Annotated in this window: 27 protein-coding genes; 5 read left to right on the forward strand and 22 right to left on the reverse strand. The window is 71.1% G+C overall.

Going from position 1 to position 26178, the window contains the following annotated elements:
- Position 1: 1 nt before the first annotated feature.
- Genes QRX60_RS11815 through QRX60_RS11825 form a run of 3 tightly spaced genes read right to left on the reverse strand, consistent with a single transcriptional unit; the run spans position 2 to position 3038 of the window.
- Positions 2-643 carry a response regulator gene (locus tag QRX60_RS11815; RefSeq protein WP_408630264.1) on the reverse strand — a complete coding sequence of 214 codons (642 nt, stop codon included), beginning with the start codon at positions 641-643 and terminating at the stop codon, positions 2-4.
- Positions 644-663: 20 nt separating this feature from the next.
- Positions 664-1800, reverse strand: coding sequence for a MacS family sensor histidine kinase (gene macS / locus QRX60_RS11820; RefSeq protein ID WP_286000816.1), 1137 nt, complete (start codon positions 1798-1800; stop codon positions 664-666).
- Entirely contained in the window at positions 1797-3038 is a 1242-nt protein-coding gene (locus tag QRX60_RS11825; protein WP_286000817.1) for an AI-2E family transporter, read from the reverse strand. Before QRX60_RS11825 ends, macS begins: the two co-directional genes overlap by 4 nt.
- Before the next feature lie 245 nt (positions 3039-3283).
- Here QRX60_RS11825 and QRX60_RS11830 point away from each other — a divergent pair, with 245 nt between their 5' ends.
- Both QRX60_RS11830 and QRX60_RS11835 read left to right on the forward strand, forming a co-directional pair.
- Positions 3284-4201 carry a hypothetical protein gene (locus QRX60_RS11830; RefSeq protein WP_286000818.1) on the forward strand — a complete coding sequence of 306 codons (918 nt, stop codon included), beginning with the start codon at positions 3284-3286 and terminating at the stop codon, positions 4199-4201.
- Positions 4202-4409: 208 nt separating this feature from the next.
- Complete coding sequence (locus QRX60_RS11835; protein ID WP_286000819.1) at positions 4410-7601, forward strand: beta strand repeat-containing protein; 3192 nt, start codon at positions 4410-4412, stop codon at positions 7599-7601.
- A gap of 188 nt (positions 7602-7789) precedes the next feature.
- On the opposite strand, the gene QRX60_RS11840 is transcribed toward QRX60_RS11835, so the two are convergent.
- Positions 7790-8560, reverse strand: coding sequence for a dioxygenase family protein (locus QRX60_RS11840; protein ID WP_286000820.1), 771 nt, complete (start codon positions 8558-8560; stop codon positions 7790-7792).
- Between the two features lie 68 nt (positions 8561-8628).
- Positions 8629-9021, reverse strand: a complete 393-nt coding sequence (locus QRX60_RS11845; RefSeq protein ID WP_286003563.1) for a MarR family winged helix-turn-helix transcriptional regulator — start codon at positions 9019-9021, stop codon at positions 8629-8631.
- A 67-nt stretch (positions 9022-9088) separates the two neighbouring features.
- Between QRX60_RS11845 and QRX60_RS11850 the strand changes: the two genes are divergently transcribed.
- Complete coding sequence (locus tag QRX60_RS11850) at positions 9089-9541, forward strand: MarR family winged helix-turn-helix transcriptional regulator (RefSeq protein ID WP_286000821.1); 453 nt, start codon at positions 9089-9091, stop codon at positions 9539-9541.
- Here the strand turns inward: QRX60_RS11850 and QRX60_RS11855 are convergent.
- The 13 genes from QRX60_RS11855 to QRX60_RS11915 form a co-directional block, all read right to left on the reverse strand.
- Complete coding sequence (locus QRX60_RS11855) at positions 9523-9954, reverse strand: DUF2871 domain-containing protein (RefSeq protein WP_286000822.1); 432 nt, start codon at positions 9952-9954, stop codon at positions 9523-9525. The genes QRX60_RS11850 and QRX60_RS11855 overlap by 19 nt on opposite strands.
- Before the next feature lie 48 nt (positions 9955-10002).
- Positions 10003-11409, reverse strand: coding sequence for a replicative DNA helicase (dnaB, locus tag QRX60_RS11860; RefSeq protein WP_286003564.1), 1407 nt, complete (start codon positions 11407-11409; stop codon positions 10003-10005).
- Between the two features lie 504 nt (positions 11410-11913).
- Complete coding sequence (locus tag QRX60_RS11865; protein ID WP_286000823.1) at positions 11914-12702, reverse strand: ESX secretion-associated protein EspG; 789 nt, start codon at positions 12700-12702, stop codon at positions 11914-11916.
- A 95-nt stretch (positions 12703-12797) separates the two neighbouring features.
- A complete protein-coding gene (locus QRX60_RS11870; RefSeq protein WP_286000824.1) occupies positions 12798-14138 on the reverse strand; it encodes a hypothetical protein in 1341 nt (446 codons plus the stop codon).
- A gap of 1 nt (position 14139) precedes the next feature.
- Complete coding sequence (locus tag QRX60_RS11875; RefSeq protein ID WP_286000825.1) at positions 14140-14760, reverse strand: DUF3558 domain-containing protein; 621 nt, start codon at positions 14758-14760, stop codon at positions 14140-14142.
- Positions 14757-15107, reverse strand: a complete 351-nt coding sequence (locus tag QRX60_RS11880) for a hypothetical protein (protein WP_286000826.1) — start codon at positions 15105-15107, stop codon at positions 14757-14759. Before QRX60_RS11880 ends, QRX60_RS11875 begins: the two co-directional genes overlap by 4 nt.
- A 130-nt stretch (positions 15108-15237) precedes the next feature.
- On the reverse strand, positions 15238-15696 hold the full coding sequence (rplI, locus tag QRX60_RS11885; protein ID WP_286000827.1) for a 50S ribosomal protein L9: 459 nt from the start codon (positions 15694-15696) through the stop codon (positions 15238-15240).
- A 14-nt stretch (positions 15697-15710) separates the two neighbouring features.
- The gene (gene rpsR / locus QRX60_RS11890) at positions 15711-15959 is read right to left on the reverse strand and encodes a 30S ribosomal protein S18 (protein ID WP_003098744.1); all 249 of its coding nucleotides are present in this window, start codon (positions 15957-15959) and stop codon (positions 15711-15713) included.
- A gap of 43 nt (positions 15960-16002) precedes the next feature.
- The gene (locus QRX60_RS11895; protein ID WP_286000828.1) at positions 16003-16521 is read right to left on the reverse strand and encodes a single-stranded DNA-binding protein; all 519 of its coding nucleotides are present in this window, start codon (positions 16519-16521) and stop codon (positions 16003-16005) included.
- Between the two features lie 17 nt (positions 16522-16538).
- Positions 16539-16865, reverse strand: a complete 327-nt coding sequence (gene rpsF / locus QRX60_RS11900; protein ID WP_286000829.1) for a 30S ribosomal protein S6 — start codon at positions 16863-16865, stop codon at positions 16539-16541.
- A 102-nt stretch (positions 16866-16967) separates the two neighbouring features.
- Positions 16968-17846, reverse strand: coding sequence for a hypothetical protein (locus QRX60_RS11905; RefSeq protein ID WP_286000830.1), 879 nt, complete (start codon positions 17844-17846; stop codon positions 16968-16970).
- 99 nt (positions 17847-17945) lie between these two features.
- Positions 17946-18848, reverse strand: a complete 903-nt coding sequence (locus tag QRX60_RS11910) for a single stranded DNA-binding domain-containing protein (protein ID WP_286000831.1) — start codon at positions 18846-18848, stop codon at positions 17946-17948.
- 121 nt (positions 18849-18969) lie between these two features.
- Positions 18970-19761: a hypothetical protein gene (locus tag QRX60_RS11915; protein WP_286000832.1), complete on the reverse strand. Its 792-nt coding sequence runs from the start codon at positions 19759-19761 to the stop codon at positions 18970-18972.
- Positions 19762-19875: 114 nt separating this feature from the next.
- Here QRX60_RS11915 and QRX60_RS11920 point away from each other — a divergent pair, with 114 nt between their 5' ends.
- A complete protein-coding gene (locus tag QRX60_RS11920) occupies positions 19876-20649 on the forward strand; it encodes a deoxyribonuclease IV (RefSeq protein ID WP_286000833.1) in 774 nt (257 codons plus the stop codon).
- On the opposite strand, the gene QRX60_RS11925 is transcribed toward QRX60_RS11920, so the two are convergent.
- Together QRX60_RS11925 and QRX60_RS11930 are read right to left on the reverse strand one after the other, a co-directional pair.
- On the reverse strand, positions 20646-22193 hold the full coding sequence (locus QRX60_RS11925) for a glycosyltransferase family 87 protein (protein ID WP_286000834.1): 1548 nt from the start codon (positions 22191-22193) through the stop codon (positions 20646-20648). The two genes, QRX60_RS11920 and QRX60_RS11925, sit on opposite strands and share 4 nt — an antisense overlap.
- Before the next feature lie 49 nt (positions 22194-22242).
- The gene (locus QRX60_RS11930; RefSeq protein ID WP_286000835.1) at positions 22243-23301 is read right to left on the reverse strand and encodes an ROK family transcriptional regulator; all 1059 of its coding nucleotides are present in this window, start codon (positions 23299-23301) and stop codon (positions 22243-22245) included.
- 55 nt (positions 23302-23356) lie between these two features.
- Here QRX60_RS11930 and QRX60_RS11935 point away from each other — a divergent pair, with 55 nt between their 5' ends.
- Complete coding sequence (locus QRX60_RS11935; RefSeq protein WP_286000836.1) at positions 23357-24400, forward strand: Gfo/Idh/MocA family oxidoreductase; 1044 nt, start codon at positions 23357-23359, stop codon at positions 24398-24400.
- Here the strand turns inward: QRX60_RS11935 and QRX60_RS11940 are convergent.
- Complete coding sequence (locus QRX60_RS11940; protein WP_286000837.1) at positions 24390-25559, reverse strand: macrolide family glycosyltransferase; 1170 nt, start codon at positions 25557-25559, stop codon at positions 24390-24392. The genes QRX60_RS11935 and QRX60_RS11940 overlap by 11 nt on opposite strands.
- Entirely contained in the window at positions 25556-26149 is a 594-nt protein-coding gene (locus QRX60_RS11945; protein ID WP_286000838.1) for a TetR/AcrR family transcriptional regulator, read from the reverse strand. Before QRX60_RS11945 ends, QRX60_RS11940 begins: the two co-directional genes overlap by 4 nt.
- Positions 26150-26178 lie beyond the last annotated feature (29 nt).

Genomic DNA, 26178 nt, shown 5'->3' on the forward strand with positions numbered 1-26178 from the left:
GCTACTCCTCGTCGAGGCCGTGTTCGATCGCGTACCGGGCCAGCTCGACGCGGTTGTGCAGCTGCAGCTTCCGCAGCGTCGACTGCACGTGGTTCTCCACCGTGCGGTGCGACAGCACGAGCCGCTCGGCGATCTGCCGCGCGGTCAGCCCCTTCGCGACCAGGCGCAGGACGTCGGTCTCGCGCTCGGTCAGCCGGGGTGGCTCGGCGCCCGCGGCGTCCCCGGCGGACGCGTCGGCCATCCGCCGGTACTCGCCGAGCACCAGCCCGGCCAGGCCCGCGGTGAACACGGGGTCGCCGGCCGCGGTCCGGTGCACCGCGTCCACCAGCTCCGCCGCGGACGCCGACTTGACCAGGTAGCCGGACGCGCCGGCCTTCACCGCCTCCAGGACGTCCTTGTGCTCGCCGCTCGCGGACAGCACCAGCACCTTCGTCGACGGCAGCGCCGACGTGATCTCGCGGGTGGCGTCCACCCCGGACGTGGTGCCGAGGTTGAGGTCCATCAGCACGACGTCCGGCTGGACGGTGCGCGCGATCCGCAGTGCCGCGGCGGCGTCCGGCGCGGTCGCCCGCACGTCGAAGCCGTGCTCGGTCAGGTCGCGGGCCACCCCGTCGCGCCAGATCGGGTGGTCGTCGACCACCATCACCGAGATCCGCTCGTCGCTCACTTCGCACCCCTCGTGCTCGGCACCCTGACCTCCCACTCGGTGCCCCGGCCGGGCCCGGTGTCGAGGGTCGCGCTCCCGCCGAGGTCGCGCACCCTCCCCCGGATGGATTCCACCACACCGAGGTGCCCGTCCGCGGCCGCTCGCTCGAGAACTCCGTCCGGAATGCCCGGTCCGTCGTCGCGGATGCTCACCACGACCTCGCCCCCGAGGTCCTCCAGCAGCACCCAGGCCTGCGCTTCGGGCCCGGCGTGCTTCTCCACGTTCGAGAGCGCTTCGCGGGTTACCGCGACCAGTTCGTCGGTGACGTGGGCCGGCAGCTCGACGTCGTCCGCCGGGGTCGAGACCTGCACCGACGACGTCGCGAGCAGCTGCAGCGCGGCGCGCAGGCTCGCGGTGCCGCTTTCGTTCGGCGTCAGCGGTTCGGTCGTCACCAGCGACCGCAGCGCGATCTCCTGCTCGCCGGCCAGCTTCGCCAGCTCGGCCGCCTCACCGCCGACCTCGTTGCCGCGCTTGCGGACCCGGGCCAGCACCTGCAGCACGCTGTCGTGGATCGACCGGGCCAGCCGTTCCCGCTCGGCCGTCGCCGCTTCCTTCCGCAGCGCCTGCTCCAGCCGCGCCGCGGACCGCCGGCCCATCGTCGCGGCCATGCCGACCAGCAGCCCGGCCGCGGCGAGCAGGACGCCGTCGCGGGCGACGTCGAGGTCGAACTTCTCCCGCGCCAGCCCGGTCGCCACCCCGAGGACCAGCCCGGCCAGCACGCCGCCGCTCGCGCCGAAGCGCGCGCCGGCGGCGACCGCCGGCACGGCGGCCCACACCGTCGTGATGAGGGGGACGTTCAAGGCGAACTGCGCGTCGCTGAGGACCCACGGCGAGGTCAGCAGCAGCGCGGTGGTGAGCACGAGGTCGAAGATGACCAGCGCCGGCGGCCGCGTCCGCTCGCGCAGGTAGAGGAAGCTGCTGACGACCGACCACACGGCCATGACGCCGAGGATCGTCCAGGCCAGCCACTCGCGCTGGTAGTGCCCGCTCTGGACGATCACGGTGCCGCAGGCGAACGCCCAGGTGAGCACGCGGAACGCGAGCACGCCACGCCACATCGGCGTGATCGGGTCGGGCGTCCGCCGGGTGGTCACGACTTGCCGTCGCGCTTCGGTGGCTCGGCCGGTGACGAGACGGCTTGCTCCTCGCCGACCGTCGCGATTTCGGCCTTCGGCCCCCCGGGTTCGGCGTCGTTCGGCTGCGCGGCCTGGTCCTTCAGGACGTTCACCTCGGCCGGGTCCGGGTTGGTCTCGTGCAGCAGCGACCGGACGCCGGCGTTCAGCACCGCCAGCAGCGGTACGGCCAGCAGCGCGCCGGGGATCCCGGCCGCCACCAGGCCGGCGGTGATGGCCAGGACCACGGCCAGCGGGTGCAGCTTCACCGCGCGGCCCAGCAGCAGCGGCTGCAGGACGTGGCTTTCCAGCTGCATCACGCCGATCACGATGGCCAGCACGATCACCGCGCCGATGAAGCCGTTCGTCACCAGGGCGACCAGGACGGCGACGCCGCCGGTGATGACGGCGCCGATGATCGGGATGAACGCGCCGATGAACACCAGCGTGGCCAGCGGGATCACCAGCGGCACGCCCATGATCCACAGCCCGATGCCGATGCCGACGGCGTCGACCACGGCCACCGCCGCGGTCGCGCGCACGTAGCTGACGAGCGACGCGAACCCGCGGCGCCCGGCGACGTCCACGCGGTTGCGGACCCGCCCGGGCACGGCGCGGACCAGGAACGTCCAGATGCCTTCGCCGCCGCTGAGGAAGAAGATCGTGATGAACAGCGTCAGCAGGAACCCGGTGAGGATCTCGCCGACGGTGCTCGCCGTCGTCAGCGCGGTCGTCGTGATGGACGCCTGGTTGTTCTGGATGAAGCCGATCGCCTGGTTGATGAAGTCCTGGATCTGCTCCTGGCGCAGGTGCGGCGGGCCGTTGAGCAGCCAGTTCTTGATCTGGTCGAGGCTGTCGTTGAGCTGTTTCTGCAGCTGCGGGAGGCCCGAGGAGAACTGGGTGATGACGAACGTCAGCAGCCCGCCCAGCACGGCCAGCCCGGCGATCAGCACGATCGCCGTCGCCAGGCCGCGGGGGAACTTGACCGCCACCAGCTTCTGCACCGCCGGCGCGAGCAGCGCGGACAGCAGCAGGGCGATGGACAGCGGGATGATGACGACGGACAGGTAACCGATCACCCACACCACGGCGTACAGCGCGGCGACCACCACGATGAACCGCCACGCGAGCGCCGCGCTGATGCGCAGGCCCCGGGGGATCAGTCCGGTGATGTCCTCGTGCTCCGGCAGGAACGGGTCTTCGCGTCGCGCGTGGCTCACTGCCACACCGTACTGGCTGGACCGTCCGATTCGGCCGCTTTCGCGCCGCCGCGCCCGACACCGATCGGGGCCAGCGGTGATCACTGGTCGTGAGACCGGGCTACACAGTGTGTTGTTCACACGATGGGGGCATCAAGTCGTGTCGAGGGTGCGCACCCGGCCGCGGATTTGGTTAGGTCGCTTCCGCAACGCAATGTTGCCGATTGATCACAGACCCAGCACGACTCAGCACGAGGAGAAGACGAGTGGCGAAGACCGCGACGAACGAGGGGCAGGGCGCCAAGCGCACCCGCCGTCTCGTGTCGCGTGCGCTGCTCGTCCTCGGGGGTGCCGTGGCCGGCACCGCCGCCGCGTGGCTCGTCTCCGGTGCGACCGCTTCCGCGGACACCGTCGAGGTGGGCACCGCCCCGATCACCGACGCCGCGAGCGGCAGCCTCGGCGACGTGAACACCGGTGCGGCGACCGCGGCCGGCGATGTCGCCGACTCGAGCTGCCACCAGGACGCCACCGCGTGGAGCGCGCCGTGCGCCCGCGTCCTCGGGCACGAGGTCTCCGAGCGCGTCAGCGACTCGGTTTCGGACCTCGCCGAGGATGCCGTCGTGAGCCCGGCGAGCCGCACCCTCGGCGCGGTCGAGCACATCGTCCGCGAGCCGCAGGACACCCGCCAGGTTCTCGAGCAGACCTTCACCCCCGAGCCGGCGCACGACGTGCTGCAGCTGCTCGACCCGGCCGGCCACGGCAACCTGGTTCCGTCGCTCCCGGGGCTCGCCCCGGTCGAGCAGGAGCCGGTGACCACCGGCGCCGGCCAGACCACGGACACGGTCGCCGTCTCGACCGTCCAGCTCCCCGCCGCGCTGCGAGCCCTGCTCGCGATGCCGACGGGTTTCCAGCACGACAACGGCAGCGGTGCCGCGGGCGAGTCCCGCGACAAGCACCGTGATCTGCCGTCGCCGCTGGTTCCGGTGCAGCTTCCGGCCGCACCGTCCGTCCCCACCGCCCCGGGTGGCACCACGGCCCCCGGTGGACACCTCGACGGCCTCAACTTAGGCGTCCCCTTCTGGACGACCGAAGCCGTCGACACCGCCGTCGCGGCGATGAGCCGCGCCGGCCTGCGCCAGACGGCGCGCACCCCGGGCGAGCAGCCCGGTGTCACTCCTGACTGAACACCTCCCTTCACGGGTAGCTGACGCGCCCAAGTCCGTCTTCATCTGACGGCGCCTGCGTCCGCGAGATTCCCGTGACACGGCGGTGCGCTTTTTTGCGCCCGCAAGAAGTTCCTTCCCCCTCGGTGCGTCTCGGACCCCGTTTCGACTTCGACGAGCGCACCCCCATAAGCCCGCAAGGGAACCCGAAATAAAGGAGAAAAACCCCATGCAGACGTGGGCAAAGCGCGGACTCCAGACCGCACTTGTCACGGGTGGGTTGCTGATGCTGGGTACCGGCATCGCCTCGGCTGACGAGAACGTCAACCCTGACGCCCCGGCCTCCCCGCTCGACCTGAACGTCACGGCTCCCATCCAGGAAGCCAACAACGCGGTCGGCACCCCCTTCGGCCAGCTGGACCTGCCCGCCGGGCAGACGGAGCTGAGCACCAAGCCGGTCACCAACGCCGCGAACGAGGCTGCCAAGCAGCTCGACGAGGCGAGCCCGATCAGCCAGAGCACCCTCGGCGGTGCCACCAAGGCCGACGGCGCGGGCGCCTTCACCCCGGGGCACAACAACCTCAAGGGCAACAAGGTCACCGGCGACGTCGTCGTCCCGATCCAGATCGTGGACAACGCGGTCGGCGTGATCGGCGACGCGAACGTCCAGGGCGGCGACCACACGCAGACCTGGGACCACAACCAGGACATCGCGACGACCGGTGAGGACTCCAGCCTCGCGGGCAACGCGGTCGCCCTCGACTGGGCGCTCCCCGTGCAGATCGCCGGGAACGGCGGCGGCGTCGCCGGCGGCACCGGCCGCGTGACCGGTGGGTCGGCCAGCCAGAGCGCCACCGAGACCGGGAACGTCGACACCAACGGCGACGGCTCGGCCCTCTCCGGCAACGTGGTCGCGGGCCAGCTCGCCACCCCGGTGCAGGTGACCGGCAACGCCGCTTCGTACCTGCTCGGCAACGGGCAGAGCCACGGCTACTCCGCCGACACCGTCGCGACCTCCGGCGGCTCGCTGCTGAGCTCCGGTGACAACAGTGCCGGGTCGGGCAACGTGGTCGGCGCGCCGATCGCCCTGCCGGTCAAGTTCAACTGCAACTCGGGCGCCGTGTGGGGCTCGCTGTCGAACTCCGACGGCTGCAACACCTCCGCCGACGCCACGGCCGGGGACACGCGCGAGGGCAGCCTCGGCATCCCGACCTACCTCGAGACGAGCGGCAACGACTCGTTCCTGTCCGGCAACGGCGGGGCGGCCTCGCTGTCCCCGATCGCGAACGTCGCGGGTGTCGCGGGCTCGTGGATCGGCAACGCCTCGGCGGGCATCCCCGACGCCGGCAGCTCCTCCAGCACTGTCGACTCGGGTGGCTTCGTCAAGACCGCCGGTGACAACGCGAGCGGGTCGGGCAACGTCCTGAACCCGTCGGTCGCGCTGCCGGTCGAGGCCTTCGGCATCGGTGGCACCTACATCGGCCAGGCGAACGCGGCGCACGACAACACCACCGACGCCAACGCCGGCGACGGCAGCTACACCAAGGGCAACGACTCGGTCCTGGGTGGCAACATCATCAACACCCAGGCCGCGGGCGCGCCCGAGGTCTTCGGTATCGGCGGCAGCCACATCGGCAACGCGTCCGGCACCGCGACCGAGGACAAGACGGTCACCGCCGGGAACTACGACGGCACGCAGGGCAACGACTCGTCCGGCTCGGGCAACGTCGTCCAGGTGCCGGTCGGCCTGCCCGCCGAGGTCTTCGGCGTGGGTGGCTCGTTCATCGGCCAGGGCTCCGGCTCGGCCGACGAGACCAAGGTCGTCTCCGGTGGCGGCGGTGGCAGCACCCACGACGACAACGGCTTCCTGAGCTCGAACCTGGGCACCGTGCCGGCGTCGCTGCCGGTGCAGGTCGCCAACATCGGTGGCGCGTTCGTCGGCCAGGGCCACGGCAAGGGCTCGACCGACACGACGTCCAACGCGGGCGGCGACGTCACGGCGAACGGCCCCGCGGGCGCCGGCGCCGGCAACATCATCGAGGCCCCGGTCTCGTTCCCGGTGCTGGCCGCCGGCAGCGGTGCCGCCCTCGCGGGCATCGGCACCGGTGAGAACGACAACATCACCGACTCCTCGGCGGGCGGCGACGCCCTCACCGACGGGCAGGACGGTGCGCTGGCCGGCAACATCGTGAAGGCCCCGATCGCGGGTGTCGCGCAGCTGTTCAGCGACGGTGTCGCGGGTGCGGCCCTGGGCCACGGCCTGGGCACGAGCGACACCACGTCGCAGGCCGGTGGCGACGCCACCACCAACGGTGACCGCGGCAGCGTGGCCGGCAACATCATCGGCGCCGACGCGCTGCCGGTGGCGCAGGTCTTCGGTGACGCCGTCAGCGCGGCGGGTGTCGCCAGCGGCACCGGGATCAACACGACGTCCGTGCAGAACGCGGGCGACGACACCACCTCGGGTGTCGAGGGCGCCATCTCCGGCAACATCCTCGACATCCCGGCCACGGCGATCGCGCAGCTGTTCGGCGACGCGGTGACCGTGGGCGGCGTCGCGCACGCCGTCGGCGACAACACGCTGACCACGCAGAACGGTGGCGAGCCGACCACCGAGGGTGACGGGTCGAGCCTGTCGGGGTACAACTTCTACCACGACATCGTGGCGCCGGTGCAGATCTTCGGCGTGCCCCTCGAGCTGCTCGGGGTGGCCACCGCGGACGCGACGGACATGACGAGCATCGACGGGGAAGCCACCGACGCGGCCGACACGATCGCGAACCCGGTCGAGGGTTCGGAGCTGGGTGCCGGCGAGCTGCCTTCGCTGACCGGGCTCGCCAGCGGCCTGCCGACGGCGGGGCTGCCCACCGCGGGCCTGCCCGCGCTGCCGATGGCCGTCCCGGCGCAGCGCGCCGACGTGCCGCAGATGGGCAACCCGCTGGCCGGGCTGTCGCAGCTGGCGCACCTGCCGGCCGCCGGTGGCGTCCCGGCGCTGCCGAAGCCGACCCTGCCGAACACCTCGGCGCTGCCCGCGGTGACCGGCCTGTCGGCGCTGGGTGGTGCCCTGCCGGGTCACGGCACCGAGCGTGCGGACCTGCCGACCGCCGGCCTGCCGATCGCGCTGCCGACGCTGGGCGCCCTGCCCGGCACCGAGCGTGCGGACCTGCCGACCGCGGGCCTGCCCGTGGCGCTGCCGGCCCTGCCGGCCCTGGGTGGCGTCCCGGCTCTGCCGGTCGCCCTCCCGGTGACCCCGGCGCTGCCGGCCGCCCCGGCCGCGCTGCCCGCCGCCCCGGCCCTGCCGGTGAACGCGAAGCTGCCGGTGCTGGACAGCGCGGCCCCGGCCGCGCAGGTTCCGGCGATGTCGGGCCTCGACTCGACCGGCTTCCTCGCGAAGCTGCTGGGTCTGGTCAAGCGCAAGTAGTTCGGTGACGCCGGGCGGGTTCAGCCAGAGCCCGCCCGGCCCCGCAAGCCCCGGCAGGCGCTCCACCGCGCCGCGAGGTCTCCTCGCACGGAGTGCCTGACGATCGAAGAAAGCTCTCCTTCCCTGGAGAGGACGAGCCCCAAGAGCCGCATCCGGCTCTTGGGGCTCGTTCGTGTTTCCGGGGAAGGTCAGGAGAACTGCAGCGACCGCTTCGCCAGGCCGTGCCAGAACCCGTCGATCACCGTGCGGCCGGACTTCTCCTCCGCGGTCGCGCCGAGGGAGACGAACAGCGGCGCGAAGTGCTCGATCCGCGGGTGCGCGAGCGTTGCCGCCGGCGCCTTGTGCCGGAAGTCGAGCAGCGCGTCGACGTCGCCGGCCCGCACCACCTCGTCGCCCCAGTGGTCGAACTCGGCCGACCACACGGGCGGCGTCCCGTCGGTGGCGCGGGCCATGCCGCTCAGGTTGTGGGTGAAGAAGCCGCTGCCGATGATCAGCACGCCTTCGTCGCGCAGCGGCGCGAGCTTGCGGCCGAGGTCGAACAGCTCCTGCGGGTCGAGCGAGGGCATCGAAACCTGCAGCACCGGGACGTCGGCGTCCGGGTACATCTCGACGAGCGGCACGTAGGCGCCGTGGTCGAGGCCGCGGTCCGGCGCGTCGTGCACCGGTGTGGCCGTCGAGCGGAGCAGCTTCCGCACCTTCTCCGCCAGCTCCGGCGCACCCGGCGCCGCGTACTTCACCTGGTAGTAGCGCTCGGGGAAGCCCCAGAAGTCGTACACGAGCGGCACGGTCGTCGTGGCCGCGATGGTCAGCGGCGCCTCCTCCCAGTGCGCCGACACGACCAGGATCGCGCGGGGCTTCGGCAGGTCGGCCGACCAGGCGGCGAGCTGGCGGGTCCACGTGGTGTCGTCGGCGAGCGGCGGCGCTCCGTGGCTGAGGTAGAGGACCGGGGTGCGGGTCATCGACGGCTCCAGTGCTTGAAAGTTCAACTACTACGATACCTGACGCCGCTGGCTTCCGCGATATTCCTTCAGCGACCTTCGAGGTTGGCCGCGCAGCGCTCCAGGGTGCGGATCGTCGTGCGGTAGTCGTCGTCGCTGATGCCGTCGGTCACCGCGGTGCGGAACGCTTCGACGCGCTCCTCGACGCGGGCGTGGGCTTCGCGGCCGGCCTCGGTGAGCTCGCCGTTCTCGGCGACCCAGCCGCGCGCCCGGAGATCGGCCATCCTGGGAGCCATCGGTCCTTCGGTGGCGACGAACGGCGCCAGCGCCGCGTCGACCTCCTCCGGCGTGCGGGCGCCGCGGGCGATCGTGTTGAGTACCTGCCAATGCCGGCGGCTCAGCGACTCGGCGCCGAGGGCCTGGGCCATGGAGGATTCGAGAAGCTCGTGGACGTGGCGAAGCCACCAGCCGAGGGGTTTCATGAGGACTCCGAACATGTCGATGAACAACTGCATGTAAAGTTACATGTAGTTCGGAGGTGGAGCAACCATGACGGACGCGGTGGCCGACGTCGAGCGCGCGATGATCGCGATCCGCCGCAGCCAGCAGCGGCGGGCGCTGAGCCGCATCGGCAAAGCCCGCGGCCAGGGCGCGCACGACCCGGTGCACGAGCTGCTCGACGTCGTCGAAGAGCTCACCGAACGCGGCGAGCCCAGCACGGTGACGGCCTTGAGCGCAGCGATGGGCGTCGACCAGCCGCGCGCCAGCCGGCTGGTGGCGCGCGCGGTCGAGCAGGGCCTGCTTCGCCGCGAAGCCGACCAGCGCGACGGACGGCGTGCGGTGCTCGTGCCGACCGAGGCCGGCCACGCGCACCTGGACGAGCTGCACGCCTTCCGCCGCTCGGTGTTCGCCGAGGTCATGGCGGACTGGCCGGAGGAGGACCGCGCGAACTTCGGCCGGCTCCTCACGGCGTTCGTCCGCGGCTACGGCGCGCTGGGCTGATCGGCCTTCGACTTGGCGGGGATCAGCTTGGTGAGGGTGATGAACAGCAGGATCAGCCCTGCCGTCAGCAGGATGTGACCGAGGCCGGCGATCCCGGCGATGGCGGCACCGCTCTCGTGGCCGAGCACGGTCAGGGTGCCGTGCAGCGTCATCATGCCAACGGTGACGGTGAGCCCGGCGTTGTAGATCCAGAAGAACCAGCGGAACAGCCGGTGGGACGTCAGCGCGAACAGCTTCTCCAGGGCCAGCACGATGAGGAAGAACACCATCCCCAGCGCGAGCAGGTGGGTGTGGACGGTCGAGAGCTGGGTTTCGCCGGTGAAGTCGTTCGCCTTGGTCAGTTCGCGGTAGTACAGGCCGCTCACCACGCCGAGGATCATGTAGACGTGCGCGGTGTTGAGGATCATTCTCATGCCCGCGGACCATAACGGGCCGCGGACCGGCCGGCCGCGGAAGTGCGCTCAGTCGTGGGAGAGGTCCACGAAACGGCTGTAGTGCAGCTGGTGCGCGACGGTGATCGTCGCCGTCGGGCCGGCACGGTGCTTCGCGATGATCAGGTCCGCCTCGCCCGCCCGCGGGTCGTCGCGCTCCCAGGCGTCGGGGCGGTTGACCAGGATGACGAGGTCGGCGTCCTGCTCCAGCGAGCCGGACTCACGCAGGTCGGACAGCATCGGGCGCTTGTCCGTCCGCTGCTCGGGACCACGGTTCAGCTGGCTGATCGCGATCACCGGGACCTCGATCTCCTTGGCCAGCAGCTTCATCTGCCGGGAGAACTCCGAGACCTCCTGCTGCCGCGACTCGACGCGCTTGCCGGACGTCATCAGCTGGAGGTAGTCGAGGACGACGAGCTTCAGGTCGTTGCGCTGCTTCAGCCGGCGCGCCTTCGCCCGGATCTCCATCATCGTCATGTTCGGCGAGTCGTCGACGAACAGCGGTGCCTCCGACACCTCGCTCATCCGGCGGGCCAGCCGTGTCCAGTCGTCGTCGGACATCTTGCCGCCGCGCATGTCGGCGAGGCGGATCTTCGCCTCGGCCGAGAGCATGCGCATGACGATCTCGGTCCGGCTCATTTCCAGGGAGAAGATGACGCTGGTCAGGCCGTGCCGGATCGACGCCGACCGCGCGAAGTCCAGGCCCAGTGTCGACTTGCCGACACCGGGGCGGGCCGCGACGATGATCATCTGCCCCGGGTGCAGGCCGTTGGTCAGCTCGTCGAAGTCGGTGAACCCGGTCGGGATGCCCTGGGACTGGCCGCCGCGCGAGGCGATCGCGTCGATCTCGTCCATCGTCGGCTGCAGCAGCTCTTCCAGCGCGACGTAGTCCTCGCTGGTCCGGCGCTCGGTGACGTCGTAGATCGCGGCCTGCGCGCGGTCGACGACCTCGTCGATGTTCGCGCCGTCGGCCGCGGCCGCGCCGTAGCCGTACTGCACGATCCGGGTGCCCGCCTCGACCAGCCGGCGCAGCACCGCCTTCTCCGCGACGATCTCCGCGTAGTAGCCCGCGTTCGCCGCGGTCGGCACCGTCGCGATCAGGGTGTGCAGGTAGGGCGCGCCGCCGACGCGGCCCAGCTCGCCCCGGCGCTCCAGCTCCGCCGAGATGGTGATCGGGTCGGCGGGCTCGCCGCGGCCGTAGAGGTCGAGGACGCAGTCGTAGATCGCCTGGTGCGCGGGCCGGTAGAAGTCGTCGGGGCCGAGCGCCTCGATGACGTCGGCGACCGCGTCCTTGGACAGCAGCATGCCGCCGAGCACGGACTGCTCGGCCGCGATGTCCTGCGGTGGCTGGCGGTCGAACCCGCCGCCGGAGCCGGGGTCGCTCGGACCCGGGTCGGACTCCGCGTACATCGGACTGCGGTCGTCGGTCAGCGCCACCGCCCCGGACACCTCCTCATTGCGTCGAACACCCGTTCGAGTATGCCGGATCTTCGCTCTCGAAGCACGCGGCCCGACCCGTGCCCTGACAGTTTCGGACGCGCCCCCCGATGATCGGTGAGAACGTCGTCCGACTCTCGGAGGCACGCCGGGCGCCACCGTGAGTACAGGCCCGAGCGGGCACGCTAGATCCCCCGGAAGGCCGAAGGCAATTCAGGATGGGGACCCTTCTGTGGACAACCTGGGGATGAATGGGGGTAACCAGTCACAGGTGCCGCGAGAGCTGTGGACAAGTTGGGGACAAGCGTGATCGGCTTCGAAGAATCCCCAGGTCAAGGACTGTGAACAAGGTGTGGAGAACTTCCCGAAAACTCGTCCGGCGTGTCGCGCGAAGTCCGTTGTTCGGCGTGTCGTGGACCAGCCGGAGCCCATTGGACGACGCGACCTGTGGATGAATACTACGGAGGGTAGAGCCGTGACCCGGAGGGCTGAACGACCGCCGGGTCAGGCCGCGGTGAGCCGACCCTGTGCGCTGCGTAACCGGTCAGCGAGAACGCGCTGGTCGGCCGGGGTGAAGGCGATCCGGTTCTCCCCACGCCCCGGAATCTCTTCGGTCAGCCACCGGCCTTCCGACGTATCGATGTAGTTCACCGGGCGTTCGATGCGGTGCCAGGCCCCGCTGCGGCTACGGGCCGCGACGTAGAGGCTGCCGCTCCCCATTCGGCGTAGCGCCAGGATCCGCCGGAGCTCCTCGACCTCCTGCGAGCCCTCGGCCGGGCGGTCGTTGCGGAGCACCGCGTACCCGCCTTCGTCGCCGCGGGCCGTCCCCTCGATCTGGCTCTTCGGCACGGCGAGCGGGGTCCCGCGCCCGGGCGCCAGCTTCGGGATCTGGCCGAGGAAGTCGTCGAGCAGCTCGCCGGGCCGCGTGGACTCGAGCACGACGACGTCCAGGTCCTCGTGCTTGGCCAGCACGAACGCCTCGCCGCCGGCGCTGCCGGCGAGCAGCCGGTAGCTGACCGGCTTGCCCTGGAACCCGCCGTCGATCCAGCCGTAGTACTCCAGCTGCGGCCGGGCGACGGCTTCGATCGTCGCCACGAACCCGGGGTGCATGCCGCGCGGGCCGAACAGCCCGGCCTTGGCGAGCTCGGCGTTGACCCGCTCGTCCTCCGTGCGCTGGGCTTCCTCGCTGTACCAGGTGGGCTTCTCGGACAGCACCGTGTGCGGCTCGCCGCCGCGGCGCCGGATCAGGTTGATCATGGTGCCGGTCGTGATGGTGACCTGCCTGTCCAGCACCGCTCTTCCCCCAGTGAAGATCGAAGTCAGTGAAGGTGAACCCGCGAAAGCCGGGGCGCGCCCATCTTGGCACGCGCCCGGTGGTCTCGCGTGCGCTACTCGCCGATGACCGGCGGGGCGGTCAGCTCGTCGGTCCCGAAGATGTCGTTCGGGTCGTCACCGAGCAGGTACTTCGACGTGCGTTCCTCGTCTCCGCCGCCCTGGCCCTTGGCGCCGTGGCCCATGCCGCCCATCCCACCCATGCCGGTGGAACCGGTGCGCCCGGCCGCCGCGCCGCCCGCGCCCATCGCGCCGCCGGCACCCAGGCCGCCCCGGCCCGCGCCCGTCCCGCCGGCGCCGCCCGGCACGGCCGCACCGGTCGAGCTGCCGGGCCCGAAGCCCGCGCCGCCCGGGCCGAAGCCCGCCGTCGGGTCGCCGATCCCGCCGGATCCGCCGGGGCCGAACCCACCGCCGCCCCCGCCACCGGAGAAGCTCGGCGTGCCCCCCAGGCCGAAGCCCGGCACGCCCGGCACGTCCGACGGCGAGAGGCCCGACGAATGCGTGCCGTCGGTGAAGTTCGGCGGGGTGTAGGTGCCGCCACCCGGGAGCTTCGACGGGTCGTAGCTCCCGCCGGGGACCTTCCCCGGGTCGAAGGACGGCACCTTGGACGGGTCGTAGCCGCCACCCGGCACCTTCGACGGGTCGAAGCTGCCGCCGGGGGTGGTCGGCTGGCCGCCGAAGGACGGGACGCCGCCCGGTCCCGGCATGTTCACGCCGCCGGGACCCGTGCCGGTGCCGTTCCCGTTGCCATTTCCGTTGCCATTGCCCGGCTTCTTCTTGCCGTCCTTGCCGTTGTCGACGTTGACGCTCTCCTGCTGTCCCTTGAGCGCGGAGTACGTCGGCATCTTCTGGCCGTTGTCGTTGCTCGCCTTGTAGTAGGTGTTGAAGGCGTCGACGTTGGCCTGGCCCTTGGTGTTGTAGTCGCGGATCGCCCGGTCGGTGTCGGTCGTCCACGGCGTCACCGCGTTGAGCAGGTTGTTCTTCGGCGGGTCCTTCGGGACCTGCTGCACCTGCGCGTGCACCGTGGTGAACGCGTTGTTCTGCTCGCCGAGGTACTTGTCGGAGTCGGTCAGCTTGGTGCCCGAGTCCTCCATCCACACCCGCAGCGGGTGCGCGCCGGCGTTCTGCGCCGCTTCGGAGCCGCCGCCGGTCCAGGCCGCGTCCATCTCCTTGGCCAGGGTGTCGATCGTGGTGAGCCGGTCCGAGTAGGCACCCTTCAACCGGCTGGCCGCGGCCTGCCCGTTCTGGATCGAGCCGGTGCCGGGGCCGTGGGTGATCTTGTCCCAGATGTCGTAGCAGTCGATCTTGCGGTCGCCCTGCTGCGAGGTGTGGTCGTCCGAGTGCGTGGTGGCCATGTTGTACGCGGCGAACCCGCCGAGCAGCACCAGTTCCAGCATCTCAGCCCTCCTTCAACGTCTGGATCATCGCCTCGGCCGCCTTCTCCGCGTACGGGCACGGCTGGGTCGCGCCCGGGCCGTTGCCGATCTGCGTGAAGACCTGGACGGCCTGGGTGTCCGTCACGCCCACCAGCAGCTTGCACTGCCCCTGGGCGCGGAAGTCCTTCGTCGCGGCGTACACCGCGGGGTAGCCGGAGACGTCGGCCGGCTCCCAGTACTCGTACTGGTCCTTGCCGCCCTTGGCGTAGAGGTCGTAGATGCCCGCGAGCCCGTCGGTGTTCGGGTCGGCCGCGATGTCGATCCGGCTGCTGCGGGTCTCGTCGCTCGTGTAGATCCAGGCGCAGGTCGCGCCCGCTTCGCTGGTGCGCGGCGTGCCGTCCTCGAGGCCGAGCGTCGAGCGCTGCGAGGCCGAGAGGACCGAGCACGGGTCCGACTTCAGCTTGGCCGGGTCGAGCGGGCTCGACACCTTGGGAGCGCCGTCGCCACCGCCGCCGTCCGTGCTGGTCGCGGAGTCCGAAGTGCCGGACGCGGCCGGGTTGGCCGTGCCGCCGGTGGTCGAGGTGCAGCCGGCGAGGGCGAGCACGACGAGGGCCAGGCCGGGCAGAACGAGCCGGCGGTTCACGCCTGCGTCCCCGCCTTCGAGATGTCGCCGGTGTGGTCGGCGTCCGCGGCGGTGATCCGCTTCTTCGCGTCGAGCAGGGCCTGGATGTAGTTCTTCACGTATTCCTGCATCTTCTGGTTCTGCTCGAGGAACGCCTTGCCGGACGGGTTGGCGAGCTTCTCCCAGTCGCTGCTCGCGAACTCCTTGCCGGGCGCCTTGACGTCGGCCATCAGGTTGGCGTCGGCGGCGTCGTTCTGCAGGTCGGTCTGCAGGTCCTGCCACTTCTTGATGACGCCGTCGATCTTGTCGGCGTCGAACGTGAAGCCCCCTCCGCCGGACGGCGCGGACATGTTGACCTCGTTACCCATCCGAGTGCGCTCCCTTCGCGTCCCGCTCCATTGTCCTACGACGACGCCCGCGTGTCCGGGGTTCCCCCCGAAACGCGTGAAGGCGGGCCGCCCACCAGGGAGCGACCCGCCTTCGACGACGTACTGATTACTACTGCGAGGCCTTGACCTCGAGCCGCACGTCGACCTTCACGTCCGGGTGCAGCCGGGCGCCGACCGAGTGCTTGCCCACGGTCTTGATGTGGTCGCGCAGCTCGATGACGCGCTTGTCGAGCAGCGGGCCACCGGCGGCCTTGATCGCGTCGACGATCTCGGCGGCGGTGATCGAACCGAAGAGCTTCTTCGAGCCCTCGGCCGCCTTGCCGTTCAGCTGGATGGCCCCGAGGCCTTCCAGCGTCGCCTTGATCTCCTTGGCGTGGTCGAGGTCGCGGATGCGACGGCTCTCCTGCGCCCGCTGGATGGTGCGCACGTTCTTCTCCGCGCCCTTGGAGGCCACGATCGCGTAGCCCCGCGGGAGCAGGTAGTTGCGCGCGTAGCCGTCCTTGACCTCGACGATGTCGCCGGGGCCGCCCAGGTTGGCCACGTCCGTGGTGAGGATGATCTTCGCCATGTCAGTGCCCTCCCTTAGCGCGCGGTCGAGGTGTAGGGCAGCAGCGCCATCTCGCGGGAGTTCTTGACCGCGATGGCGATGTCACGCTGGTGCTGGCTGCAGTTGCCGGTGACGCGACGGGCACGGATCTTGCCGCGGTCGGAGATGTACTTCCGCAGCAGGTTGGTGTCCTTGTAGTCGATCAGTTCCGGGCGGCCCTTCTTCTCGGCCTTGCAGAACACGCAGACCTTCTTCTTGGGCTTGCGGATGGGTGGCTTGGCCACTGTCTACTCCTGGTAATTCAAATCTTTGTGGATGTGTACGAGATCAGAAGGGGGGCTCGTCCGAGAAGCCGCCGCCGCCACCGCTGCTGGCGGCCGGGGCGGAGCCCCACGGGTCGTCGGCCGGCATTCCGCCACCGCCGCCACCGCGGTTTCCGCCGCCACCGCCGCCGCCGAAGTCACCACCGCCGCCGCCACCGCGGCTGACCTTGTTGACCTTGGCCGTGGCGTAACGCAGCGAGGGGCCGATCTCGTCGACCTCGAGCTCGACGACGGTCCGCTTCTCGCCTTCCTTCGTCTCGAACGACCGCTGCTTCAGGCGGCCCTGCACGACGACGCGGGCGCCGCGGGTCAGGGACTCGGCGACGTTCTCCGCCGCCTGGCGCCAGATGTTGCAGCGCAGGAACAGCGCCTCGCCGTCCTTCCACTCGCCCGACTGCTTGTCGAGCGTGCGGGGCGTGGACGCGACGGTGAAGTTCGCGACCGCCGCACCGGACGGGGTGAAGCGCAGCTCCGGGTCGGACGTCAGGTTGCCGATCACCGTGATGACGGTGTCTCCAGCCATCGGGAATACCCTTCGGCTCAGGCCTTGGCGGCGGCGGGCTTGGCCGCGGCGCGCTTGATCTCGCGACGCATGACCTTGGTGCGGAGCACGGTCTCCTGCAGCGAAAGCTGGCGGTCCAGCTCCTTCACCGCGTCCGAAGACGAGTTCAGGTCCAGCAGGGCGTAGATGCCCTCCGCGTGCTTCTTGATCTCGTACGAGAGGCGACGACGGCCCCAGACGTCGACCTTCTCCACGGAACCGCCCGAAGTGCGGATCACGTTGAGGAAGTTGTCCAGCGTGGGGGCGACCGTGCGCTCGTCGAGCGTGGGGTCCAGGATGACCATTACCTCGTAATGGCGTGACACAACCACTCACCTCCTATGGGCTCGCGGTCACGGACTGTCCGTGACAGGAGGGTTTGTCCAGGTAAGGCTACCTGGGGGGTCCGACAGGACCGGACGGCGGGGTCAGCTCGCGCGGCGCAGGGCCCAGGTGCGGACGAGCCCCGCCGTGACGCCGGCGAGCACGATCACCGCGAGCAGCATCGGCAGCTGGACGTCGTTCGACGAGCCGGGCGAAGCCAGCGACTGCGCGTTGCCCGCGTCGCGGATGTCGGCGCCCTGGCCGCTCTGGGCACCCGTGTCGCCCTGCGGCGCGGAGGCGTCACCGGGGAGCGTGCCGTTCGCCGGGTAGCGCGCGCCCGGGGCGACGGCCGTGCCGGCGGTCGCCGTGGGGATGCCGCCGTAGTCGCGCATGGGCGCGGTGCCGGAGCCGGCCGCGTTGCCCGGGTTGAGGTTCGAGAGGTTGCCGGACGTGCCGCCGGGGACGGTCCCGGTGCCGCCGCCCTGCGGGGTGCCGGTACCGCCCGCGCCCGGCTGGCCCGGAGTGCTCGGAGCGACGTAGTTGCTGGCGAGCAGCGTGAGGTTGCAGCCCTTCGCGACCGTGCTCTCCACGCTGTTCAGGGTCTTGTTCCAGTCGAGACCGAGGCCCCACGTACCGGAGTTGGCCAGCGCGGTGCGAACCGCCTTGCCGATCGCGACACCGGTCGCCTCACCGCCCGCGGAGTTCGGCACCTGGCCCACCGGGATCGCGTGGTTCTTGGCGATGGAGTCGCCGGCCCAGCTGCCGACCGCGAGGGTGCCGGCGTTGTTCGCGCCGTTCGTGACGAGGGTTTTGACCGAAGCCCCGTCGATCGCCACCTGGTCGCCCATCTGGCCGGTGACCGTGCCGGTGCAGCTGGTGCTCACGACCTGCTGGCTCGCCGAGGCCGTACCCGCGGAAAGGAAGGCGCCGCCCGCCACGAAAGCGGCAATGGCGGTGACGGTCAGGGTCTTCCGCACGAGCACAGTCCTCCAGGGATTACGGGGGCGTCGTTCCAGGCAACGGCAACACCAGGTGTACCAGGATCAACGAAGAAGATACGTGAAAGATACTCGGCAGTCGGATCAATTCGCAGCGGCCATTCGGCGGAGGACCCACGTCCGCACGAGGCCGGCGCTGACTCCGGAGAGTGCCAGTACCGCGATCAGCATGGGAAGATTTGACCCGTCCGTGAACCCGTCGGACGCGGACGGTAGCGCTTCGGCCTGACCCGCCGTCTGGATGCCGGAGTTGCCGGCCGCGTTCTGGTCGGGCCCGGTGAGGCCGTACTGCGGCGCGTAACCCGGGATCTGGCTCCCGTACCGGATGGCGGGCGACGGGGTGAACAACCCGGCCGTGGCGAACGGGATGCCGCTGTAGTCCCGCATCGGCGCGTAGCCGGTGCCGATGCTGAACGGGAAGCCGCCGAACACCGGGCTGCTCGAGAAGCCGGGCAGCAGCGGGCTGTTCGCTTCGGGGATCGGCGTGGTGCCCGCCGGGGTACCACCCTGCGGCGCGCCCCCGGTCCCGCCGGACGGCGGCTGCTGCGGGTTGCCGCCGGAACCGGGCTGCTGAGGGGCGGGCTGGCCGCCACCGCTGAGCGCGCTGACGCCCTGTTGGGCGCCGCTGGTCACGCCTTCGACACCCTGGTTGATCGCGCTCGCGGCGGGTGCGCCGACCACCGGCACCGGCGAGACGACGGTGTTCACCACGTTCACGGTGACCTGGCAGAGCGTGCCGAGGATGGCGTTGATCGTCCCGGTGAGCACCTTCGTGCCCTCGGTGACGATGCCGAGGTTCAACGGGAGGCCGAGCAGCGGGGTCGTGCCCTTGATCGTGTCGCCGGGCTTGGCGTCCACGGTGCTGCCGCAGGGGACGGTCTTGGTCTCGCCCGCCGAAGCGGTACCGGGCATGCCGAGCACAGCCGAACCAGCGAGGACGAACGCCGTCGCGCCGGCCGCCGTTGCCCTCCGTGTCCGATCCCGCATGCTCGCCGCCCCTTGCCTCGCGTCTCTTTCCCAGAACAACGACGTTAAGGCAGCACGGTGACGCCCGCTCGCTCAGAAATGTCCGGCATTCGAGTGGAAGGGGGCGTCACCTTGGGTGAGATCAGGCCGGCTTGCGGCGGATCCAAGCCCGGACGAGTGCCGCGGCGACGATCGCCAGCGCCAGCACCGCGAGCAGCATCGGCAGCTTCGCCGGCGGCGTGACGCCGGGCAGCGCCTCGGCCGTGCCGGACTTCTGCTCGTCGACCGTCGGGACCTGCTGCCCGGGGATGACCTGCGCGATCACCGGCGCCTGGATCAGGCTGCCCGGCAGCAGCGCCGCGTTGGTGAAGATGCCCGAAATCGCGTCGCCCGGCAGGCCGGCGTTGCCCGGACCCGTGGTCACCGGGCCGGTGCTGTCACCGGGCGGGGTCTGCCCCGGCGGTGTCGGACCCGGCGGCTGGGGCGGGTTCGGGCCGGGCGGGGCCGGCGGAAGCGGCAGCGGGGGCAGCTCGCTCGCCACGCCCTGCGTCACGTTGCCGACGGTGTTCACGACACCCTGCGCGGCCGGGCAGACGGCCTTCGCCGCCGCGTCGCCGACCACCGGCACGTCGCCGACGCCGAGCGCCCGCACCGTGTCACCCACGGGCAGCGTCAGCAACGGTGCCGAGCCGTTGGTGTTCTTCGAGGTGGAATCGAGGCCGACGGTCAGCCGGTTCGGGGCGTTCAGCGGGGCGCCGGCGTCCAGGAGGAGGCCGGTCTTCGCGTCGCGGGCCTGGCCGTTCTGCAGGGTGGCCCCGCAGTCACCGCCGAGGGTCGGGCTGGGATCGGCGCTCGCGACGCCCGGCGCGGCCAGCGCGGCCGAAGCGGAGAGAACGAACCCCAACGCGGTGATCCGGGCGACGCGCTTCCCCATCGATGCCCTCCGGCAGTCGGACCAATCTGGATCACGGAACGCGCTCACGGTACTCCACGAGCGTCACCACCAGGTCCCGCAGGGGAAAAGAAAACCCGGAGTAGCGTGCTCGGCATGCTGATTGGCGCCCATGTCCGTGACGACGACCCGCTGACCGCGGTCGCCGAGCGCAAAGCCGACGTCGTCCAGTTCTTCCTCTCGGACCCGCAGGGCTGGAAGGCCCCGAAGCCACACCCCCACGGCGAGGCCATCGCGGCCGACCCGGTCGAGGTGTTCATCCACTCTCCCTACCTCATCAACGTGGCTTCGCTGAACAACCGGATCCGGATCCCCTCCCGCAAGAACGTCACGCAGCACGCGGACGGCGCGGCGGCGATCGGCGCCAAGGGCCTGATCGTGCACGGCGGGCACGTCGGCGACAACGACGACGTCGAGGTCGGCCTCGACAACTGGCGCAAGCTGTTCGAGCGCGAGCAGGAGAAGGGCGGCTTCAAGGTCCCGATCCTGATCGAGAACACCGCCGGCGGCGAGAACGCGATCACCCGCGACCTCGACGTCATCGCCCGGCTGTGGGACAAGGTCGGCGAGTTCGGCGCCGGGTTCTGCCTGGACACCTGCCACGCGTTCGCCGCCGGCTGGGACCTCGCGACCGCGGTCGAGAAGGTCAAGGCCATCACCGGCCGGATCGACCTGGTGCACCTGAACAACTCCCGCGACGAGTTCGGCTCGACCCGCGACCGGCACGCCAACGTCGTCGAGGGCGAAGGCACCATCGATCCGGACGCGCTGGTCGAGGTCGCGCGGGCGGCCGGCGCACCGGTCGTCGTCGAGACCCCGGCCGACGGTCAGGCCACCGACATCGCCTACCTGCGCGAAAAGCTGGGCTAGGCGGCCACGGCCTTCCGGCGGCGGACGGCGTTCGGGACGATCGCGTCCCGGGCGCCGTCGAGGAAGCCGCCGGCCGGGTCGTCGTCGCCGGTGGCCCGGACCAGGTCGGTGCCCGGGCGGTAGATCTCGCGCACCACCAGCACGCACAGCGCGGCGACGGCGAGGTCGCGGACCACGACCGTGCCGAGGAACCAGCCTTCGGGCAGGCCCTTGTGGTCGACGCCGAGGTAGTAGAACATCCGCGGCACCCACACCAGCGCGTCGATCAGCATCCAGCCGAGCAGCAGCCGCCAGCGCGGGATCGCCAGCACCGCCAGCGGCACCAGCCACAGCGAGTACTGCGGGCTCCACACCTTGTTCGTCAGCAGGAACGCGGCCACCACGAGGAACGCGAGCTGGCCGACGCGCGGCCGCCGTGGCGCGGCGAGCGCGATGTAGGCGATGCCCGCGCAGCAGGCGAGGAACAGCACGGCCACCGTGAGGTTGAGGTACGTCGGCGTCTGGTTCTTCTCCAGCACGCCGTCGAGTCCGGCCCAGCCGGTGGTGTAGGCGAAGACGTTGTACAGCGAGTCCGGGTCCATCGGCCGCAGCGTGTTCATCCGGAAGAACTCCCACCAACCGCGGGTCGCGGTGAGGATGAACGGCGCGTTCACCGCCAGCCACGTCACGGCGGTGGCGGCCGCGGTCTTCCAGAACGGCGTGAGCTTCCCGGCGCGCAGGCACAGCACGAACAGCACACCGAGCAGGAACAGCGGGTAGAGCTTGGCCGTCGCGCCCAGGCCGAGCAGGAGCCCGGCGAGCAGGGGACGCTTGCGCGCCCAGGCCAGCAGGCCGGTCGCGGTGAACGCGGTCGCGATCGCGTCGAAGTTGGTGAACGCGTGCACCAGCACCAGCGGTGAGGCGGCCACCAGCACCATGTCCCACGGCCGGCGTTTCACGGTCCGGCCGGTCGCCCAGACGGTGACCAGCCAGGCGATCGCCAGGAAGAGCGCGGTGAGGTCGAAGTAGACCGCGACCGGCAGCGCACCGGGCAGCCAGCCGCTTCCGGCGATGTTCAGCCAGCCCGCCGCGAGCTTCGCGTTCGCCCACTGGAAGAGGCCGGTGAACACCGGGTACTCCATGTACCGGGTTTCGTTCTCCGCGGTCTGCGAGCTTTCCTTCCACGACGTGTAGTACGGGAAGGTGCCCGGCCGGTCGAGCCGCTCGGAGCTGTAGAGCGGCACGATGTCGGAGTAGCACATCGCGACGAACGGGCGGCCCGCGCGCCAGTCGAGCTGGGTGGCGCCGCTGGAGTCCTGGTACTGCTGGATGCAGGAGCCCTTGCCGAACCAGCAGAGCATCAGCGCGAGCGTGGCCAGCAGCAGGCCGACGCGCTGGGGCGACCAGAACCAGTGCCTGCCGACCGCCGCGTGCTCGCCGAGCGGGCCGCCGATCGGTCTGGTGACCGCCGCCGCGAGCGGCTCGTTCCAGCTCGGGACGACCCGGTCCGCCCGGCTCAGCGTCACGGGGCCGGGGTCCGGCTCGCGCGTGGTCTCCTCTGGCACGAGTGCGGATGTTAGCGGGGATCGGCCGCCACCGAGGTGAAGGCGGTGATCATGCCGGATTCGCGTAGTACGAGGCCAGGACCTCCGCGGCGGCTCCGCGCGTGACGAGCTCCTCGCCGCCGGCGTCCTCGGCGACCTCGATGCGCTGCCAGTGCGGCAGCGGCAGCAGCTCCTCGAGCCGCTCCGAAACGGCGTCACGGTACGTGCCCGGTTCGTCCCGCACGGCGCGTCCGGCCAGCACGATCCGCTCCAGGTCGAGCACCTGCACGAGGTCCGCGAGGCCGATCCCGAGGAAGCCCGCGGCGGTCCGCGTGTCGGGGGCCTGCTTGGCCATGATCTCGACGCAGCCGCGGCGCCCGCAGGCACAGATGGGCCCGTCGTAGGCGATCGTGGTGTGCCCGAACTCACCCGCGTTGGTCCGCGGGCCGCGGTAGAGGCGTCCGTCGATCAGCAGGCCGACGCCGATCCCGGTGCCGACGAGCACCACCGCGGTCGCCGTCGGCTCGCCGTGCGGCCAGAACTGGGCGAACGCGGCGGAATTGGTGTTCTTGTCGAGCGTCACCGGCAGGCCGGTGCGCTTCTCGAGCAGGTCGCGCAGGGGGACGTCGTGCCAGCCGGGCATGTTCGTCGCGTCGCGGACCACGCCGGCGAGGTGGTCCAGCGGGCCGACCGCGCCGAGCCCGAGGCCCAGCACGTCGAAGCCGTCGGCGAGCTCGAGCGCGGTGGTGCCGATGGCTTCGACGGCCTGCTCGGGCGTGAAGCCGGGTGGGAGCGGGCCCCCGGCCGTTTCCTCGACCTCGCCGATGAGGTTCGTCCGCAGCACGCGGTACTCGTCGCGGTCGAGGCGGGCGCCGAGCGCGTGGCGGGCGCCCGCGCGGATGGTCAGCTGCGTACGGGGCTTGCCGACGCCCGCGGACGGCTGGCGCTGCTCGTCCAGCAGGCCGGCGTCGAGGAGTTCGGGCACGATCTTGGAGACGGCCTGCTGGGTGAGCCCGGTGCGTTCGGAGAGCTCGACGCGGCTGAGGCCGCCGGCGCGCAGGATGTGGGTGAGCAGCAGGGCGCGGTTGTGCTCACGCACGTTGCGCAGGTTCACCCCGGTGTCCGCCATGGACGGGATCTTTCCACGTCTGGCCAATTACGCAACAGTGTTGTTTAATGGCGTCATGGCTGACTTGCGCGTGGGCATCCTCGGGTACGGCATCGGCGGGCGCGTCTTCCACGCGCCGCTGGTGGCGGCGACTCCCGGGCTGACGCCGGCGGTGATCACGACGTCGAGCAACGCGACCCAGGCGCGCACCGACCACCCCGGCGCGGAGATCGTGCCGGACGCCGACGCGTTGTTCGAGCGGGCCGGCGACCTCGACCTCGTCGTGGTCAGCACGCCCAACCGCACGCACGTGCCGCTCGCGCTGCGGGCGATCGAGGCCGGCCTGCCGGTGGTCGTCGACAAGCCGTTCGCACCGACCGCGCTCGAGGCCGAGCAGGTCGTCGCCGCGGCGAAGGCGGCGGGCGTCGGCCTGACGGTCTTCCAGAACCGGCGCCTCGACTCCGACTTCCTCACCGTGCGGAAGGTCCTCGAGTCCGGGCGGCTCGGCGAGGTGTTCCGCTTCGAGTCCCGCTACGACCGCTGGGTGCCCAAGCCCAAGGACAACTGGCGCGAGTTCGGCGACCCGGCCGAGGCCGGCGGCCTGCTCTACGACCTCGGCGCGCACATCGTCGACCAGGCGCTGCAGCTGTTCGGCCCGGTCACGCAGGTCTACGCGGAGACCGATCGCCGCCGGGCCGGTGTCCAGGTCGACGACGACGTCTTCGTCGCGCTGAAGCACGCCACCGGCGTCCGGTCACACCTGTGGGCGTCGGCGCTCGCGGGCACCCTGAACCCCCGGTTCCGCGTCCTCGGCGATCAGGCGACCTTCACCAAGTACGGCCTCGACGTGCAGGAACCCCAGATCAAGACGGGCATGCGCCCGGGCGATGACGGCTGGGGCGTGGAGCCCGCGTCGGACGCGGGCAAGATCGGTGTCGGCAACGACCTCAAGACGGTGCCCACCGAAACCGGCCGCTACGAGCAGTTCTACGCCGAGGTGCGCGACGCGCTGCGCGGCGAGGGCGGCTTCCCGGTCGATCCGGAGTCGTCGGTGGAAGCCCTGCGCGTGATCGAAGCGGCGCACCGCTCGGGAGTGGAAGGAACCGTCATCAAGCTTTGAGGACGGCTTCGACGACGTCGGCGGCCGCTTTCGCGCCCCCGGCCTCGTCGATCTCCCGCCGCATCCTCGCCAGACTGGCCGTGACGCCGGTGTCCCCCAGCGCCGACGTCACGGCCTCCTTCAAGCTCCCGGCCGTCACGTCGCCGGGGGCGAGCTGACGGCCGAGGCCCAGTTCGACGATCCGGTCGGCGTTCGCGCGCTGCTCGCCCATCTGCGGGACGGCGACCAGCGGGACGCCGAAGCTGAGCGCCTCCATGGTCGAGCCCATCCCGGCGTGGGTGACGAACACCTTGGCGTGCCGGAGAACGTCGAGCTGCGGCACCTGGTCGTGGAGTTCGACGTTCCCGGGCACCGGACCGAGGGACGCCGGGTCGACCTGCTTCCCGAGCACGAGCACGACGTGCAGGTCGGTGCCGGTGAACGCTTCGACGCAGGTCCGGTAGAAGCCGGCGCGGTCGTTGTAGGCGGTGCCGAAGGAGATGTAGACGACGTCCCGGCCGTCCGCGGGGGGCTTCCAGCCGCCCTGGAAGGCGCGTTCGCCGAGGGCGGGGCCGACGAAGTGGTAGCGCTCGTCGAAGGTGTCGCCGGCGAACTGGAAGGCGCGCGGCAGGAACACGAGCTGGGCCGCGGAGCCGGTGCCGTCGGTGAGGCTGGTGCCCGTGACGCCGTACTTGGCCGCGAGCCGCATGGTGCGGGCCATGGCCAGCAGCAGGGCGGGGCTCAGCGGGTTCACCGGCAGGTACTGCGCGAGCTTCCAGTGCTGGTTGCTGACCAGGTGCGGCCAGGAGACGACGGCGGGCACCTGCCACTTCGACGCGAGCAGCCGTCCCCACCATCCCATGGGCCCGTCGTGGACGACGAGGTCCGGCGGGCCGGGAAAGGTCCGTTCGACCTGCGCGAGGACCGCTTTGGTCTCGCGCAGGTTCATCGCCATGGCCTTGCCGAGGTCCTTGCGGTCGAACTTCGGCGGCTCCTTGACGTTCCCCCAGGTCGACTCGTAGGGGACGAGCTCGGCCCCGGTCTCCCGGATCCGGTCGCCCGCGAACTCGGGCGCGGCGTAGGTGACCCGGTGCCCCCGTTTCGTCAGTTCGGTGGCGACGGCGAGCGTCGGATTGAGGTGCCCGGCCCCGGCGGGCACGCAGAACGCCAGATGACTCACGGATTCCCCCTGGTGGCGTGCGTGAACAAGGTGACGAGCTCGGCGGCGTAGGCGGTCAGGTCGAGCTCCGGCCGCGCGACGAACTGGTCGAGCGCCCCGTCGAGCGCGGCGCGGATGGTCACCGCCATGACGGTGACGTCGAAGTCCCGGAACTCGCCGGACTCCTGGCCGTCCCGCAGGAACTCCTCCACGGCGGAGTCGTGCGGGGCGGGTTCACCGGTCTCGGGCGGGTTCGGGCAGATCCGCCGCATCGCGAGCAGCTGCGACCGGTGCCGGGCGAGGTACTCGAGGTTGCTTTCGAGGAAGCTCTCGAGCTTCTCCGCCGCACTCCCGGCGGCCGCCATCCGCGGCCCGACGAACCCGGCCATGCCGGCGTAGATGTCGAGCAGCACCTGCTCGATCAGCTCGTCCTTGTCACGGAAGTGGTAGGAGATGACGCCTTTGCTGGTCCCGGCCCTGGCCGCGATCCGGGCGAGCGACGCCTGCGCGAACCCGTGCTCGGCGATCACCTCGACCGCGCAGTCGACGAACTGCCGCCGTCTGGCCTGCTCGGTGAAGGTCCGGTCGCTCGTGCTGCTTTCTGACCGCATGGCCAAAAGATAGCACGAGCGACCTACAG

Origin of the sequence: Amycolatopsis mongoliensis, assembly GCF_030285665.1 — a bacterium.
Lineage (GTDB): Bacteria > Actinomycetota > Actinomycetes > Mycobacteriales > Pseudonocardiaceae > Amycolatopsis > Amycolatopsis mongoliensis.

Excerpts from the sequence above, each read along its gene's own strand:
- QRX60_RS11815 (WP_408630264.1), bottom strand. The coding sequence starts at position 643 with ATGGTGGTCGACGACCACCCGATCTGGCGCGACGGGGTGGCCCGCGAC.
- QRX60_RS11835 (WP_286000819.1), top strand. The coding sequence starts at position 4,410 with ATGCAGACGTGGGCAAAGCGCGGACTCCAGACCGCACTTGTCACGGGT.
- QRX60_RS11840 (WP_286000820.1), bottom strand. The coding sequence starts at position 8,560 with ATGACCCGCACCCCGGTCCTCTACCTCAGCCACGGAGCGCCGCCGCTC.
- QRX60_RS11845 (WP_286003563.1), bottom strand. The coding sequence starts at position 9,021 with ATGAAACCCCTCGGCTGGTGGCTTCGCCACGTCCACGAGCTTCTCGAA.
- QRX60_RS11850 (WP_286000821.1), top strand. The coding sequence starts at position 9,089 with ATGACGGACGCGGTGGCCGACGTCGAGCGCGCGATGATCGCGATCCGC.
- QRX60_RS11855 (WP_286000822.1), bottom strand. The coding sequence starts at position 9,954 with ATGAGAATGATCCTCAACACCGCGCACGTCTACATGATCCTCGGCGTG.
- QRX60_RS11870 (WP_286000824.1), bottom strand. The coding sequence starts at position 14,138 with ATGCTGGAACTGGTGCTGCTCGGCGGGTTCGCCGCGTACAACATGGCC.
- QRX60_RS11880 (WP_286000826.1), bottom strand. The coding sequence starts at position 15,107 with ATGGGTAACGAGGTCAACATGTCCGCGCCGTCCGGCGGAGGGGGCTTC.
- rplI (WP_286000827.1), bottom strand. The coding sequence starts at position 15,696 with ATGGCGAAGATCATCCTCACCACGGACGTGGCCAACCTGGGCGGCCCC.
- QRX60_RS11895 (WP_286000828.1), bottom strand. The coding sequence starts at position 16,521 with ATGGCTGGAGACACCGTCATCACGGTGATCGGCAACCTGACGTCCGAC.
- QRX60_RS11910 (WP_286000831.1), bottom strand. The coding sequence starts at position 18,848 with ATGCGGGATCGGACACGGAGGGCAACGGCGGCCGGCGCGACGGCGTTC.
- QRX60_RS11915 (WP_286000832.1), bottom strand. The coding sequence starts at position 19,761 with ATGGGGAAGCGCGTCGCCCGGATCACCGCGTTGGGGTTCGTTCTCTCC.
- QRX60_RS11920 (WP_286000833.1), top strand. The coding sequence starts at position 19,876 with ATGCTGATTGGCGCCCATGTCCGTGACGACGACCCGCTGACCGCGGTC.
- QRX60_RS11930 (WP_286000835.1), bottom strand. The coding sequence starts at position 23,301 with ATGGCGGACACCGGGGTGAACCTGCGCAACGTGCGTGAGCACAACCGC.
- QRX60_RS11935 (WP_286000836.1), top strand. The coding sequence starts at position 23,357 with ATGGCTGACTTGCGCGTGGGCATCCTCGGGTACGGCATCGGCGGGCGC.
- QRX60_RS11945 (WP_286000838.1), bottom strand. The coding sequence starts at position 26,149 with ATGCGGTCAGAAAGCAGCACGAGCGACCGGACCTTCACCGAGCAGGCC.